This is a genomic window from Caldicellulosiruptor sp. F32, assembly GCF_000404025.1.
Classification (GTDB): domain Bacteria; phylum Bacillota; class Thermoanaerobacteria; order Caldicellulosiruptorales; family Caldicellulosiruptoraceae; genus Caldicellulosiruptor; species Caldicellulosiruptor saccharolyticus.
The window spans coordinates 12,599-28,943 of sequence record NZ_APGP01000007.1 but is presented as its reverse complement, the minus strand read 5'-3'; the positions used below and the strand labels follow the sequence as shown (position 1 = coordinate 28,943).

General features: G+C 34.6%; 13 protein-coding genes, 1 pseudogene and 1 riboswitch. Of the genes and pseudogenes, 12 read left to right on the top strand and 2 right to left on the bottom strand.

Features of this window, described 5'->3' with window-relative positions:
* Both H964_RS00550 and H964_RS00545 read left to right on the top strand, forming a co-directional pair.
* Window positions 1-793: RNA-guided endonuclease InsQ/TnpB family protein (locus H964_RS00550; protein ID WP_039763710.1), on the top strand; the 793-nt coding region annotated here is incomplete at its 5' end.
* A 50-nt stretch (window positions 794-843) separates the two neighbouring features.
* A pseudogene (locus H964_RS00545) lies at window positions 844-1,197 on the top strand (CBM20 domain-containing protein); the annotation flags it as partial.
* Window positions 1,198-1,228: 31 nt separating this feature from the next.
* Here H964_RS00545 and H964_RS00540 read toward each other — a convergent pair.
* Window positions 1,229-1,933: an endonuclease III domain-containing protein gene (locus tag H964_RS00540; protein WP_051109277.1), complete on the bottom strand. Its 705-nt coding sequence runs from the start codon at window positions 1,931-1,933 to the stop codon at window positions 1,229-1,231.
* Between the two features lie 10 nt (window positions 1,934-1,943).
* Entirely contained in the window at window positions 1,944-2,606 is a 663-nt protein-coding gene (locus H964_RS00535) for a hypothetical protein (RefSeq protein ID WP_039763696.1), read from the bottom strand.
* Window positions 2,607-2,909: 303 nt separating this feature from the next.
* On the opposite strand from H964_RS00535, the gene H964_RS00530 reads away from it, so the two are divergent.
* The 10 genes from H964_RS00530 (at window position 2,910) to H964_RS00485 (ending at window position 16,344) form a co-directional block, all read left to right on the top strand.
* A complete protein-coding gene (locus tag H964_RS00530; RefSeq protein WP_039763693.1) occupies window positions 2,910-4,223 on the top strand; it encodes an extracellular solute-binding protein in 1,314 nt (437 codons plus the stop codon).
* Between the two features lie 119 nt (window positions 4,224-4,342).
* Window positions 4,343-5,233: a carbohydrate ABC transporter permease gene (locus tag H964_RS00525; RefSeq protein ID WP_039763690.1), complete on the top strand. Its 891-nt coding sequence runs from the start codon at window positions 4,343-4,345 to the stop codon at window positions 5,231-5,233.
* A gap of 44 nt (window positions 5,234-5,277) precedes the next feature.
* Window positions 5,278-6,105 (top strand): carbohydrate ABC transporter permease, encoded by an 828-nt coding sequence (locus H964_RS00520; RefSeq protein ID WP_039763689.1) that lies wholly within the window; start codon window positions 5,278-5,280, stop codon window positions 6,103-6,105.
* A gap of 85 nt (window positions 6,106-6,190) precedes the next feature.
* Entirely contained in the window at window positions 6,191-7,390 is a 1,200-nt protein-coding gene (locus H964_RS00515) for an ROK family transcriptional regulator (protein WP_039763688.1), read from the top strand.
* A 28-nt stretch (window positions 7,391-7,418) separates the two neighbouring features.
* The gene (locus H964_RS00510; protein WP_039763687.1) at window positions 7,419-9,479 is read left to right on the top strand and encodes an endo-1,4-beta-xylanase; all 2,061 of its coding nucleotides are present in this window, start codon (window positions 7,419-7,421) and stop codon (window positions 9,477-9,479) included.
* A 59-nt stretch (window positions 9,480-9,538) separates the two neighbouring features.
* A riboswitch (Fluoride riboswitch) is annotated at window positions 9,539-9,617 on the top strand.
* Window positions 9,618-9,698: 81 nt separating this feature from the next.
* A complete protein-coding gene (locus H964_RS00505; protein ID WP_237738150.1) occupies window positions 9,699-10,322 on the top strand; it encodes a DUF6062 family protein in 624 nt (207 codons plus the stop codon).
* Between the two features lie 323 nt (window positions 10,323-10,645).
* Complete coding sequence (locus H964_RS00500) at window positions 10,646-13,054, top strand: hypothetical protein (protein WP_039763682.1); 2,409 nt, start codon at window positions 10,646-10,648, stop codon at window positions 13,052-13,054.
* Window positions 13,055-13,056: 2 nt separating this feature from the next.
* Window positions 13,057-13,989, top strand: coding sequence for an ABC transporter ATP-binding protein (locus H964_RS00495; RefSeq protein ID WP_039763680.1), 933 nt, complete (start codon window positions 13,057-13,059; stop codon window positions 13,987-13,989).
* A gap of 31 nt (window positions 13,990-14,020) precedes the next feature.
* Window positions 14,021-14,920 (top strand): ABC transporter permease, encoded by a 900-nt coding sequence (locus H964_RS00490; RefSeq protein ID WP_039763704.1) that lies wholly within the window; start codon window positions 14,021-14,023, stop codon window positions 14,918-14,920.
* Window positions 14,921-14,922: 2 nt separating this feature from the next.
* Entirely contained in the window at window positions 14,923-16,344 is a 1,422-nt protein-coding gene (locus H964_RS00485; protein WP_039763678.1) for a hypothetical protein, read from the top strand.
* Window position 16,345 lies beyond the last annotated feature (1 nt).

The following is a 16,345-nucleotide window of genomic DNA, read 5'->3' as shown; positions in this document are numbered from 1 at the left end:
TGTAAGGTACCTGTATTTTGACCTGCCAGCTACGGTTTTGGGTAAGAAAATTAAGGAAGTCAGGATAGTGCCAAGGCTGGGTGGTAGATGGTTTGAGATTGAGTATGTGTATGAAGATAAGCAGCAGCTGAGTATTTTTGATTTGAGCAGGTATTTAGGGGTAGACTTAGGGCTTGACAATTTTGCGGCGGTGGTTGATACCATCGGGACTGCCTTTTTGATAGAGGGCAGGTTTCTAAAATCAGTCAACCGATGGTACAACAAACAAAGAGCAAGACTTCAGTCGATTTACAGCAAGCAAGGGATAAAATGTGGCAGAAAACTTGCTTTAGTTTCTCGCAAAAGGCAGCATATAATTGACAACTTTTTGAATCAAGCTGTGAGTTTGATAATCAAGCACTGTTTGGACAATCAAATAGGTACAGTAGTTGTTGGCAGAATGAAAGGTATAAAGCAGGGGATAGAGCTTGGAGTTATAAACAATCAAAATTTTGTGGGGATACCGTATGACAAGTTCAAGAGGAAGCTAAAATCAAAGTGCATGTATTATGGTATAAGGTATGTGGAAGTGGATGAGAGCTATACATCACAAAGATGTAGCAGGTGTGGGCAGGTTAGCAAAAGTAGCAGAAGATACAGGGGATTGTATGTATGCAAGAATTGTGGGTATGTAGTAAATGCGGATATAAATGGAGCGATAAATATACTTGTGAAAGTAGCTGGTGAGTCTGCGAAGAAGCAGATAACCAGTAGTGGGTGTGTGAACCACCCTGTGAGAATAAGGGTAGCTTAAGATGCTACCAAACTTCTCACAAAAACCTCTACCTCTATAGGTGGACGGTGGTTCACGGTAATGGAAATATTGAAGTTACATTCAATGTAAAAGTTCCAGCTGGGACAGATGATGATATTATCTATTTGGCAGGTTCGCTTGGAAAAGCTGGACTTTCTGACTGGAATCCAGGAGATAAGGATGGAGCAATAGAACTTGTAAGATTGCAAGACGGAACATATACTGTGACTGTGAAACTTAACGCAGGTGATACATTCGAATACAAATACACAAGAGGTAGCTGGTCTACAGTCGAGAAAGGTGCAAATAAAGAAGAGATAGAGAACAGAAAACTAACAGTTACAGATGAAGGCGGCGGAAAGATGACAGTCAACGACACGGTTTTGAACTGGGCTGATAAATGATAATGTTTAGTCTCTAATAGAGGCTGGTACTTTATTTAAAAGTGCCAGCCTCACACATTTTGTGTAAGCAACACTTTTTGCATTCAGGTTTTTTATTCTTACAAATCTCTTTACAGTGTTTTACAATAAGTGCATGAAACTCGTTGAACAAAGATGTTTGAGGTTCTAAATTTTCCATAATAATAGATTGCAGCTGGTTATATTCAATTTTTTCACTTTCTATCAAGCCAAGCCTGAGAAAAAGCCTTTTTGTATAAGCGTCAACAACAAAAATAGGCTTCTCTGCTCCATATAGTATTATACTGTCAGCAGTTTCATATCCTATACCTTTCTGTGAGAGCAATTTTTCTCTCAGTTCTGAAATTTCAAGGCTGAATAGTTTATTCAAGTCAGAGTTAAATTCATTTTTTAAAAAACTGCAAAAATCTTTTAATCTTTTAGCCTTTTGATTGTAATAACCTGTTGGTCGAATCAGCTCTGCTAAAATTTCATCAGAAGTTTGTAAAATTCCTTCAATTGACAGAATATTTGCTTTCTTGAGATTGAAAATAGCCTTTTGGACAGAGCTCCACGATGTATTTTGAGTCAAGATTGCTCCAACAACCATTTCAAACTTTGTTTCAGCTGGCCACCAGTTCTGAGGTCCCCAAAATTCGTATAGCCTTTGGAATATTTCATATAACTTCCGAGAAAGATTTACATCTTTTGGTCGGAAAGAGCCTTTTTCGGAGTTCATATGTCTGTCTTTACTCTTCTCCTTTCTTCATGACAGTAAATTTGTAGACAGATTTTAAAAAGACATTGAAAAAATCATTTGAATGGTTTCCCTTTATAATGGAAAATAGAGAATACTCATCAGGAGTCTTACTTCTATCCACATAAAGTGTCAAAACAATCATTTCTCCTTCAATCATCGAGGAATTTTTGGCTTTCGCAACTTCTTCAAGCGGATAGAACATCACAGCAGCGTTTATATATTTTGACGAAAGGTCAATTTTCTCAATGTAGATGTCATATACTCCTGCTTCAAATAAATTTGATTCCAAAATCTGTTGCTTTATAAATTTTATCACTGGATTATAATACTTCATCTCTGATGGAGAGACTTTATTCTTGTAAGAGATTTTCTGCGATGAGGTCCCATCCGAATTTTTACTGCTTACAATGTAAATGGCATCTGAAACCTTTTCTACTGAAGTACTAGTGTACACTGTTGAATATACATTGTTTAACTGGCTACCTTTTTTTGTAGTTTCTTTGCTGGCTGAGGTAATGTAATACTGTCTCTGATTGTTTGGAGAAGATATCTTTTTAGTTTGCTGGGTATTGTCCACAACAGCCCAGATAATGTACATAGGAACAAGCAAAAAAGCCAAGATTGTAAAGAACTTGACTAATGCTTTATTCATTTCATATCAGACCTCAAATAATTTCTTTATGTAATTAAATTATAAAGTATTTTTTGAGAAAAATCAGTAGCTAAAAGTAAAGAAAAAACTATAGTTAAAAGCTTTCCTCACAAAACTCACAAATATCTTGTTTCAAAATCAGCAATACGTACAACAATTTTTTTACAAATTAGCCTCTCCGTATTTAATGACTTTATATTTAGATGTACTAATTTAATAAATAAGTCAAAATGGACAATAAAAATTTTTGGCGATATAATATAATTAGTTTATTTAATAAACAAACAAAAAGGAGTGATTGGTGTGAAGAGTTTTAAAAAGTGGATTGCTTTGTTTTTAGGATTTGCTTTTGCCTTCAGTGTATGCTTCGTATCAGTTTATTCTGAAAAGGCTTTCAGTAGGTCCACAACAGGAAGTACAAAGAAGATTGTATTCTGGCACATTCAGACAAACGAAGATGCAAAGAAAGTTATTCAAAAGGCGGTTGACCGCTTTATGGCAGCAAACCCTGGGGTAAAAGTGGAAGTTGTTCCTCTACAAAATGATGCATTCAAGACAAAATTGAAAATTGCAATGGGTGCAAACCAAGCTCCAGATGTTTTCCCAACATGGGGTGGTGGACAGTTCTATGAATATGTCAAGAGTAGGAAGGTAAAAGATATAACTGCTTATATGAATGAGAAGAACTACAAAAACAGGTTCTTAGATGGTGCTATTAGCATGGTAACATTTGATAATAAGATTTGGGCTGTTCCGGTTGAAAATGTGGCAATAGCAATTGTTCTATATAACAAAGAAATCTTCAAAAAATATTCTCTGAAGGTTCCAACTACTTATGATGAACTATTAAACATTGTTAAAAAACTGAAGGCAAAAGGAATAGCTCCATTTGCTTTAGCGAACAAGACGAAATGGCCTGGTTCAATGTTTTACATGTATCTTGTTGACAGATTAGGAGGTCCTTCAGTTTTTGAAAAAGCAGCTACCAGAAAAGGCGGAAGCTTTGAAGACCCTGTATTTATCAAGGCGGGAGAGATGCTACAAGAACTTGTTAAGTTAGGAGCATTTGCAAAGGGATATAATGGACTTGACTATGATACAGGGCAATCAAGAATGCTTTTGTATGCAGGCAAGGCTGCTATGGAACTCATGGGTTCATGGGAGATTTCTGTTATAAAGAGCGAAAATAAGAAGTTTTATGATAACAATTTAGATTTCTTCCCATTCCCGGCAATCAAGGGTGGTAAAGGCGATCCAAACAATGTTGTTGGAACCTTGGGTGACAACTTCTATGCAATTTCAAGTAACAGTAAATACCCAAAAGAGGCATTCAGAATGATTCAGTACTTAATTGATGACCAGTCTGTAAAGGAAAGAATTCAGCTTGGAAGAATTCCTCCTGTAAAAGGTGTAAAGCTAAATGATCCAAAACTTCAGAAATTAAATAGCATAGTAAGTAAGGCAAAACATGTGCAGCTGTGGTATGATCAATATCTGCCACCACAATTGGCTGAGGTTCACAAGGATACATGCCAGGCAATGTTTGGACTTACAATGACACCAAAGGCTGCAGCACAAAAGATGGAGAAAACAGCTAAAGAAGTATTTGGTAAGTAAATAGGTGGGAAATTTAAAAGCATTGGTTCCCGCCCTAAAAGGGAGGGAACCAATGTTGTTTAATAAAAAAACTGTTTTTTTCAAGGTGAAGGGCAGAATTCTTGAGGAGGTTTTTGCTGATGACCAACACAAAAGTACAAAGTATTTTAGAAAAGGTCGGCATATTACTGTTTTTGCTTCCCACATTAATTCTTATGGGTATATATATAGTCTATCCAATTATAATGTCTTTTTGGTTAAGTTTTTACGAGTGGGACGGAATTTCGCCAAAAAAAGAATTTGTAAAGTTTAAAAATTGGTCAGCTCTTTTTACTGACAGTGTCTTTTGGCATTCGTTAACTAACAATATAAAAATAATAATACTCTCTCTTTTGATACAAATTCCGCTTGCTATTTTAATTGCAGTCATAATAGACAGAGGTGGCAAAAAATTTGATATTTTCAAATCTCTCTTTTACTTACCTATGCTGATGTCCTCAGTTGCAATAGGTGTTCTTTTTAAGTATGTTTATGACCCTCAATTCGGTTTAATTTCTGCAATTTTAAATTTACTTCACTTAGAGAATTTTGCCAAAGATTGGCTTGGAGACCCTTCAATAGCGCTATACTCCGTAATTGCTGTTATATGCTGGCAATACATTCCGTTTTACATGATATTCTTTATAGCTGCTATATCAAATATTCCTCAAGAGCTTTATGAAGCAGCTAAAATAGATGGTGCAACGCAAACTCAATATTTTTGGAAGATTGAGATACCTCTACTGCTACCTTCAATAAAAACAGCATGTATACTTTCATTAATTGGGTCTTTGAAATATTTCGATTTGATATACGTTATGACAGAAGGCGGACCAGCTGGAGCAACTGAGCTTATGGCAACATACATGTACAAAAATGCCTTTGCTTCATTTAAAATGGGCTATGGCAGTACAATAGCTTCAGCAATGTTCATCATTATAACGACTGCAGGAATTATTGCATACTTTGCAACAAGACAAAAAGAAGCTTGACCAAAAAACACTAACTGCTTAAAGAAATAGAGGTGAAAAGAGAAATGGGAATGAAAAAGGAAATAAAAAAGTGGTTTATAGTTTTCTTAATTGTGTGGGTTCTGATTGCTGACTTGCCGTTTTTATTTATGGCTTTTACATCTTTCAAAACTCAAATGGATTTGCTAACAGGAGCGGTTTGGGAATTACCTAAGCAGCCAACGTTTAGTAACTACTTGACAGTTTTCAAAGGCAACTTTGTTTCGTATTTCAAAAATAGTGTCATTGCTGTTTCGCTATCTGTGGTTCTTATTTTGCTCATTTCGTCAATGGCTGCATACGTGTTTGCAAGGACTAAATTTAAGCTCAATAGTGCATTGTATTCTCTAATTATAGCAGGAATGGCAATTCCTATTCATGTAACTTTGATTCCTATTTATCTTTTGACAAAGAGGATAGGAGTTTATGACAACATTTTCGGTTTAATTGGACCGTATGTAGCTTTAAGTCTTCCTATGTCAGTATTCATCTTAACAGAATTTATGAGAGAAATTCCTGTTGAACTTGAAGAAGCAGCCAAAATTGATGGATGTAGCTTTTTTAGAATTTACTCTGATATAATCCTTCCGCTTTCAAAGCCTGCACTCATTACTGTAGCAATCTACAATGGTACTTATTTATGGAATGAATTTATATTTGCTCTTGTGCTGACAAGCAGTCCATCAAGGAGAACTTTACCTTTGGGTATTTGGGATTTCCAAGGTCAATATGGTTCAGACATTCCAGCTATAATGGCGTTTTTGACATTATCACTTTTGCCGATGCTAATAGCTTATGTCTTAGGTCAAGACAAGATTATAAAAGGCATGATGGCAGGTGCTGTAAAAGGTTAAAATGTTTTAATGAAGAATATTTCATGAACATAAAGTTTTGAGTTATAATAATTTCCAAACACATTTTAAAAAAGGACATGAAGAAATGGGCAATCATACATTACTGAAACAAATCAATAAACTGTTAGTTTTAAAAACTATACTGGATAACAAGACAATCTCAAGAGCAAAGATTTCGAGACTTGTAGATTTAAATAAAGCCACTGTTTCAAATTTGACAGATGAGCTTATAAAAGAAGGGTTTGTTATAGAAAAAGGTTATGGTCATTCGAAAGGTGGAAGAAGGCCGGTTTTACTTGAGGTAAATAAAAATGTTGGGCTCATAATTGGGATTGACCTTGGAGTAAACTATATTCACTTGGTTTTAACAAACTTTATTGGCGAGATAGTTTGGGAGAAGAGCGTAAACATTAGACTTGGGGAAACTCAAGAAAGAATTTTGGAGGTTCTTTATGAATTAATTAGCGAGGCCATAAAAGTGGCTCCACAGACACAAAAAGGAATTTTGGGTATAGGCATAGGAGTCCCAGGTATTGTTGAAAAAACCTCAGGCACAGTCCTTATTGCTCCTAATCTCCGATGGAAAGATGTACCTTTAAAAGCAATGGTTGAAGAGAGATTTAATCTACCAGTTTACATTGACAATGAAGCAAACGCAGGTGCTTTGGGTGAAAAGTGGTTTGGTGACTGGGGCGATGTTTCTCACCTTGTATATGTGAGTGTTGGCATAGGAATTGGTGCTGGTATTGTCATTGGCGATGAGATTTACAGAGGTGCAAAAGGATTTGCGGGAGAGGTTGGGCACACAACTATTGATTTTAATGATAACGTATGTAGTTGTGGCAATGTGGGCTGCTTAGAGAATTTTGCTTCAGAAAGGGCACTTTTGAGTCTTATTCAAAAAATTGTTGAAAGCGGCTGGGAGGATGAGTATATAAACAAAAAGAATGTTGATAAATTGGATGCAAGTTACATAATAGATTCTGCAAAACTGGGAAGCAAGGTTGCATTGCACGCTATAAAAGATATTGCTAACAAGCTTGGAATAGGTATTGCAAATTTGGTCAATATATTTAACCCAGATATAGTTATAATAGGTAATAAAGCCTCGTTTATGGGAGAATTGTTTTTAGAAGAACTACGAAGGGTTGTTTACAAAAGATCATTTGTTACACAATACCATCATGTGAGGGTTGAAGTTTCAAAGCTAAAAGACAGAGCTTGCGTTTTAGGTTGTGTTGCAATGGTGATTTCTGATATGCTTGCATTTCCTGATTATGTTTAAAAAGCAAACTTTAAAAAGGAGTGTTTATATGGTAGTTAGAAGGTTAAAAAGTCGAAAGTTAGGTTTTATTCTTGCTTTGTTGTTTGTAATAAGTAGTATTGTACCTTTAAAATTTATAACTTATTCATCTGCCGAGCAGGCAAGTTCAAAAAAGAAATACACTGAGTACAACTTTGAAGGCAAAAGTGTGTCTCCATTAGTAAAATATCCTTCCAGTGTAACTTTAAAGATTTCAAATTCTGCTCGTGCAGAAGGTCTTTATTCAGTACTGGTATCAGGGAGAAAAAATGTAAGTGATGGAGTTGTAGTTGATATTACAAAACTTTTAGACTTCTCAAGAGAGTATGAAATTTCTTTTTATGCAATGCAGGCTACAAAAAAGCTTCAAAGAATTTCTGCAACCTTAGAGATTTTAGATTCAAGTGGTAAAAACCAACTTATTGTTGCTGAAAAGGTGTTATTGCCAAACATATGGACAAGGGTAAGTGGAAAAATCCAGGCCTATAATTATAAGAAGGCTAAGAAAATTAATTTGATTGTAAATATGCCAACAAGCAAAAGCGATTCTTTTTACATTGACCTGCTTGCAATAAAGGATTTAGAAACCGCTTATATTCTCAAACAGGAGAATTTTGAGAACAAAAATACTGGCGGCTTTTTGCCCGAAGATAAAAACTGCAAGATAGCACTCACAAAAGACAAAGCTTACAGCAGCACTTACAGCCTAAAGGTTCAGCCATCTCAAAAGAGCAAGAATGGAAAGATTCTCTTTCCAATAAGGGGCTTGCTCCAGAAAGGTAGAACATATGATTTTTCAGTGCTTGTCTACCAAGACAGTTCAGAACCTGTTAGTTTCTTAGCAGGGATAAAAATAAACGATGGAAAGTCGACAAAAGAGATTGTTTTGACAAAACAGAACGTCACACCTAAAAAGTGGACAGAGCTATTTGCAACTCTTGACCTTGATACCAAGTTTTCTGCGAAAGATGTTAACTTTTTTGTAAAGCCAGCAGTTGCGATACCTTATTATATAGACCTTTATTCCATCACTGATGAAAATTGGGGGCAGCCTATACCAGATTATAATCTACCCTCACTTTGTGAAAAATACAAAAACTATTTCAAGATTGGAGTTGCTGTGCCGTATAGGGCTTTGACAAATCCAGTTGATGTAGAAGTGATAAAAAGACATTTTAACAGTATAACACCAGAAAACGAGATGAAACCAGAAAGCCTTCAACCTTATGAAAGTGGTTTTAATTTCAGCATTGCAGATGAATATATAGATTTTTGCAAGAAGAATAATATCTCATTACGGGGGCACACTCTTGTTTGGCATCAGCAAACTCCAAGCTGGTTTTTTACAAATCCTGAAACAGGTGAAAAGCTGACAAATAGTGAAAAAGACAAAAAGATACTTTTAGACAGGTTAAAAAAGCATATCCAGACAGTTGTTGGAAGGTATAAAGGAAAGGTGTATGCATGGGATGTTCTAAATGAAGCAATTGATGAGAACCAGCCAGATGGATATAGAAGAAGCGACTGGTACAATATCTTAGGGCCAGAGTACATTGAAAAGGCATTTATCTGGGCACATGAAGCAGACCCAAATGCAAAACTTTTTTACAATGACTACAGCACTGAAGATCCATATAAAAGAGAGTTTATATACAAACTAATTAAAAATCTAAAAGCAAAAGGTGTGCCAATTCATGGGGTAGGGCTTCAGTGCCATATTTCACTTGACTGGCCAGATGTAAGTGAAATCGAGGAGACCATAAAGCTTTTTAGCAAGATTCCAAGGCTTGAGATACATTTTACAGAGATTGATATAAGTATTGCAAAGAATATGATAGAGGGTGATGATGCGTATACCCGTTACCTTCTAATTGAACAGGCCAAAAAATTAAAAGCAATTTTTGATGTTTTAAAGAAGTACAAAAATGTAGTTACAAGTGTTACCTTCTGGGGGTTAAAAGATGATTACTCATGGCTAAAAGGCGACTATCCACTTTTATTTGACAAAGATTATCAACCAAAGTTTGCGTTCTGGAGCCTGATTGACCCATCAGTTGTGCCAGAAGAGTAAAAAGCTAATTATTGACTAAAATTTCAAAACTTCATATAATAAAGATTGAAAGAAAAAGTGAATATAGAGGCGATGGAGTTCGCCTTAAATTGCCACAAGAAGTTCAAATACCTTGTGGCTGATAACTCCTGTCCGTATAAGATGCGGGCAGGAGTTTTTTGCTTTCTTAAAGAGTTTTAAGCCTTTTTGTAGGCTTTGGGGGGATGGACCTTGGATATTGTGTATTTTGAAATGATAGAAAACTTCAGAGAAGATAAGTGTATAATTTGCTATTTAAAAAACAAGGCAATGAACAAATTCTTTGACGATTTTCTGTACGAATCTGTAAATGATTATAGTCTGCGTGACAAAATCAGAAAAGGAGGAATATGTCCGGCGCATGCAAGAAAGTTAGAGTCGTTAGGTGATGTGCTTGCCCATGCCATTATATATTCAGACTTGCTAAGTAATTTTAAAAACAACCACCATATTGAGATATTGCCTCGAAAAAAGAAAGCTAAAGAACAAAATATGTGTGTCTTTTGTGAAAAGGAAAATGGCTTTGAAGATACCTACACAAGAGCGTTTTCTTCCTTTTTTGCTACCCAGTCTCAATTTAAGTCTGCATTTGCTGAAAGAGGCTTTATATGTCAAAGGCACTTAAATCAAGTTTTGGAGAAGACAACTTCTATATCTGTTCAAAAGGAACTTTGGTTAGTTATGGGGGCTAAGATAGACAAAATCTTGCATCATCTTGAAAAGATAAAAGAAAAAAATGACTATCGGAACATTCACATCAACTACACACCTGATGAAATCAGGGCATGGCACATGGCTGTTGAGTTTGTGGCAGGTGCGCAGTAGGTTCATTGTCAGGCAGGCAAATACTTTGCGATGACGCTGTAATGAGGTAAAATGGGGTATAGCCAAAATGTGCTAAAAAGAGTTGTAAAATGAAAAGTTAACTTTATAAAATTATTGTTTGAATTAAGATAAGAGGATACCAGCTTAAAACTTTATTAATGCCCCTTTTTCATATGTATTTACTTAATAGCCCAGCACATAAGATTTTTGATTTTATGTACGTTTAAATAATTGACAAAAAGGCAAAATTTGATACAATATATGAAGTAGTAATTTTTGAAAGGACTTTAAAAATAAACCTGTGTGAAAGGAGATTTAAACAGATGAGAAAAAGGCTAGTTGTTGTCTTATTTATTTTTTTATTTTTACTGATAGAAAAGAGTATTACATATGCTAATAATAGTATAGAAATTACCAATATTGAGTATGGAATTGACAACAAAGTAAATTTATACAATTTAATTGAGCTTAAGATAACCCTGCAAAACAAAAGTCAAGACTACTTCAAGGGCAAAATTTCTGTTGAATGGTGGGAGCCCAAAAATGATGCATTTGCCACTCCGGTAGCTTCAAGACCAAAGGAAAAAAAGTTTAGTTTTTCAAAGGAATTTGAGCTTGCAGCAAATTCAAAAAAGTCTATTATTCTTCCAATGTGTTTTGGCGACACAATATATTCTGCAACATATGTTAAAATTTACAATTCAAAAGGAGATGTGATTTTAAGCAAGCAGATAGCCCCACCTAAGAAAGTATATAATTTGAGCATTGGTCTTCTTTCAGACCAAAAGGATATAGTAAAATATCTGATAAAGCCATCTCAACAAGCAACAAGAAGTGTCACTGTGGTTTTATTGGATAGTTCAAATTTTCCTATAACCTCATCGTTATTAGAGAGATTTGATACCATAATAATTCATAATTATAAAACTTCAAATCTTTCTGCTGATCAATACAGAGCGTTAAAAAATTATATTATTAGAGGTGGCAAGTTAATTATATTCTTGGGCGAAAATTATCAAAAGAATTTGTCAATTTTTAAAGATAACTTTTTAGAAGGGAAAATTATGGGTATTAAAAAGGGAGATATCAGTCTTAATATAGATGAACAAAAGCTCAATTATACCTCAGTGGAGGCGAATGAAGAAAATTCAGAAGATATTGTCTTAAATAATGCAAGATTTGTGGATTTTGTTTTAAAAGATGGAGAAAAGATAAGTCAGTTGCATATTCAGCGAAAGATAATTGGCAATGGTGTTGTGCTGGTAACCTCATTTGACCCATTTGAATTGGACATACCGGCAGAAAAGAGAGATAAATTATTAGGGTTTCTACTACAAAGTTGTTATTCTGAATATTCAAAGCTTTTTCAAGGGATTATTACAAATTCTACCTCTTACTCCTTGGGTGTAAGTAACTCAATTTACAATTTAGCAGTAAACGTAAAATGGCCTCAGAATGGTTTGATAATTATTTTGATAGTTATATACATTTTTGTAATTAGCTTTGGGAACTATTTGATACTAAAAAAGTTTAATAGACGTCACCTTACATGGCAATTTATATTGTTTGGAAGTATAGTTTGGACAGGAGTTATATTTGGTGTTGCTAATGTGTATAAAATTAAACAGCCAAGCATTACAGAAACAAACTTTATTGTTTACAACACCGACAGGAAAGGATATATAGTGAACAAGTATTACCAGATTTTTACTCCAATTAAGAGTAGCTTAGAAGTTGAAAGTGCTAACAGTCAAAAGATAGAGCCATTGGTCAAATCTTTCAAAGCATTTGTTGTGAACTTGGATTATGCAGATGATTTTGAGTATTATCCATGGGAAAAGATTATCTTTAAAAATGTTCCAGCATTTTCTGTAAAGTTTGTAAGGAACTTGGAAACTTATGAACTTCCCAGTCCTTTAGTTGAGATGAAATTAAATTTAAAGGATATTTTAAAACCATCTGTAGAGATAGAAAATAAATCAAACTATGAAATTAACCATTTGTTTGTATTTTTGTCTAACAACATGGCTTATGTAGAGAATCTAAAACCCTATGCTAAGGTTGTAAAGTCCTTTTCAAATATAGGCACTGATATTGCAAATGGAATTAGAAACCAGCTTTATAATTTTAGCAAGAACAGACAATTAAACTATATGTACATTAATAGGTTAGCAGACCTTTGTATAACATCTATACCAGAAAATAATTATTCAACTTTTTATGCAATAGGTTATATCAAAAATTTCAATGATTCGCAGTTAAAAGTAAATTCTAAATTGGTGAAGACCAGAGGTGAAGCAATTTTCAGAGTTGACATAAAACCAACGTGGGTTGTTGATGGAAAAATGGTTATTCCTTATGGCATTTTAGTTCCGGCAATTATTAAAAATACATTCCAAAATTCAACTTCCTACGGAACAGGTGTTCAAGTATATTATTATGGAAAAGGAGAGATAGAGATAGAATACAACATTGCAAGTGTTTTAGAAGATATTAAAAAGGTCTCGGTTAGAAATGATTCATTGTATGGGAGAAATAATGTAAATGAATTTATTTACAACTTCAAAAGCAAGAAATGGGATAGAGTTGATTTGAGCAAGGCCATCTTAATTTCAGAAAGTGATTTTGGCAAATATCTTTATAGAGGAAAATTACGCATTAAAGTAGTTGGATTTGATAATTCTTCAGTTGCAAGCATTCCTCTTATTTCTGTAGAAGGTGGTGTAAAATAAAAATGCCGCTTTTGGAGATAGAGGGTTTGACAAAGTTTTATGGGAAGAAAAAGGCTGTTGACAATCTTTCGTTTTCGGTTGAAGAAGGTCAAATATTTGGATTTGTTGGTCCAAATGGTGCTGGAAAAACAACAACAATGAAGATTATGTGCGGGCTTTTAAGAGCAGACGGTGGATGTGTTAAAATTAATGGTATGGACATCTCCAAAAACTTAAGCAAAGTAAAGGCGCTAATTGGTTATATGCCTGACTTTTTTGGTGTATATGATAATCTTAAAGTGAATGAATATTTAGAATTTTTTGCCCACGCATACCGAATAAAAGGTACAAAAGCTCAAAAGATGATAGATGACCTTCTTGAACTTGTCCGCTTGACAGATAAAAAATATGACTTTGTTGACTCCCTTTCGCGTGGTATGAAACAGAGACTGTGTTTAGCACGATGTCTTATTCACAATCCTTTGCTTCTTGTGCTTGATGAACCGGCTTCTGGAATGGACCCGCAGTCAAGAATTGAGATGAAAGAGATATTAAAAAACCTAAAAGATATGGGAAAGACCATTATAATAAGTTCACATATATTACCAGAGCTTTCTGAACTTTGTACGCATGTTGGCATAATAAATCAGGGTAGGATGGTTGCTCAAGGCGATATTGCACAAATTACGATGTTAGCTCATGGAACAAAGAGGATAAAGGTAAGATTTGCAGAGGATTTTGAAGAAGCACTTACAGTATTTAAGGAATTTCCTGCTGTGTCGAATGTTCAGGTAATAGAAAATGGCTACATTTTGAGTTTTGACGGTGATGATAATGATATGTTCTTGCTTATAAAAGGCTTGATTGACAGGGGAGCAAGGGTATGTGAAGTAGGACTTGTTGAAGGCAGTTTGGAAGAGGCGTTTATGAAAGCAATTCAAGAGGTTGAAAACTGAGGATTTTATTAGGCAAAGGAGTGGTGAGGCTTTGCAAAGAGTAAATAAATTTTTAAACTCAATATTTGCAAATCCGATTGTTACAAAGGAGATAAAACAAAGAACAAGAAGCATAAAATTTGCTTTGACGCTGGCAGGATGGCTTTTATTGATAACAGTTTTTAGTTTTATTTTTTTGAAGAACTTTGCCAAGGAGTTTGATGAGGTTGAAATTTATAAAACTAATGCAATAGGCTTTCAGATATTTTTAATTATCCTTTTAACAGCTTTTTTTGGTATGCTGATGGTTATTTTAACCTCACAGGCAATAGCTAAGGAAAGAGAAAATCAGACTCTCGACATTCTTCTTTCAACTACCATGAGCAACTTTGAAATAGTAATAGGCAAGATGATTGCAGCGGCAGGTGAGGTTATAATTCTATTTTTTGCTACCTTTCCGGTATATGCTTTACTTTATCTTTATGGCCTTATGAAATTTCAAGATATATTGGGCATGTTTGTATATATCTTTGTGTTGATTTTATTTTATGGGTCCTTAGGGCTTTTAATGTCCACAGTGCTCAAAAAAAGTATTAGTGCAACAGTAGCGGTAATTGTCCTTGTAGTTGTTATAGTATTAACAAGTTATATTACAAAAGTTGCTTTGTCAGATGTAATTAGTGCTTTACCATCTCAGCCGACAAGGAAGGATGATTTGATAAAACTTTTGCTTACCTCTTTGAGCCCTCTTTTTGCGTTGGTAGAATATATATTTACCCAAATTGGAAGAGGCGACTTGTTTTTTACGTACGGTTATAAAGTAAAAGGTTACCAGGTTCACTTTTTGCTTTGTTTGATAGGAACATTTATTAACATAGCTCTTAGTAGTTACTTTTTAAATCCTTTAAGAAGAGGGTTTTTCAGAAAAAAAGCAAGGGCTAAAGGTGTTTGAAAATGAAAGATGGCGCAGAACTGATTTTGGAATTTTTAAAAAGAGTTCAAAAAAGGCAAATGTTTTGCATATTTTTATCTAAGCTCTGGATATTTGTTGTAATTTGTTCTGTGCAGAACTTAATAATAGAGATTTTGTCAAGAGTAGTACCAGTATATTTTAAATGGCATTTTCAAATAGGAATTAGTATATTTCTTTTTCTTGGTTATTTAATTTACATTATTAAAAGCAAGCTCTCGCTTGAAAAAACAGCACTCTTGATTGACAGCTTTGGATTTAAAGAGATAATTACAACTTCTTTAGAATTAATTGACAGCTATGATGAGATTTCTAAGTATGTAAAAAGCTCGGCTGCCCATATAATTAGAAACATAGATTTGAGAAAGCTTATAAAACCACAGTTTGATGTGAGAAAATGGGCAGCTGCTCTATTTGTAGTTTTGTCATCTGCAGTAATTCTTAGCATTCCCAATCCGAAGATGAAAGAGGCAGAAAGGCTGCACGTTTTGAATGTTGAGAAGAAAAATGAAATAAATAAAATTGAAGGTGTCAAAAAAGAGGTTTTTAAAAATCTAAAACTAAATGGCTTAGAAAAAAGAAAAATAGATGAAATTATCATGAAGATGAAAAAAGAGATAAAAATTGCAAAGTCCAAAGATGAAATGGAACTTGCAAAGCAGAAGGCGTGGTTTTTGCTTGAAAATTTGAAAAAGGAAAATTCAAAGAATTTTAAGCTTTTGTCTGCTGCAACCAGACTTCAAGATAATATTACTAAAGGCAAAAATTCAAATTCATCTTTATCAAATGGACAAAATACTACTTGGAAAGGTAATTCCAATAAAAAAGATTCTACTGGGAATTCCAAAACAAAAGCAAGGTCAATGGAAGAAACTGCTAGTAGCTCAGCAAGCAGTTCAAGTTTTTCACAAAATCAAGACAGCTCAAATGGCAGTGAACAGTCAAGTTTCAAAGGGCAACAAGACAGCAATAAAAGTGGGGCAAACACCGAGGGTCAAGGCAGTAAAGAAAGCAGATCAGAAAATAGCACAAGTAATGGACAAAACAACAACAATCTACCAGCAGGCAGTGGTAGCCAGACACAGACCGATAACACACAAAATGTGGGCAGTGGACTTGGCGCAGCAATTCCACGGACATCTTCTTTGGTATCACCACCGCAAATTTTTACAAAAAATCTACATGATATAAAGGCTTCAAACCAAGCTGTGCTTAATACTGGCAAGGAAAGTGGGAAAACGGTCCAGAAAGAGGGAATTGGGGAGAAAGGCCAAAAGCTTAACTTCAGCAGTGTTTTTTCAGAGTACAAAAAAGAGGCAAACGAGTATCTTGAAACTGATGAAGTTCCAGCATGGGCAAAAGAGATAACAAAGAGGTATTTTGAAAGCTTAGAAAGTTCGAGGTGAG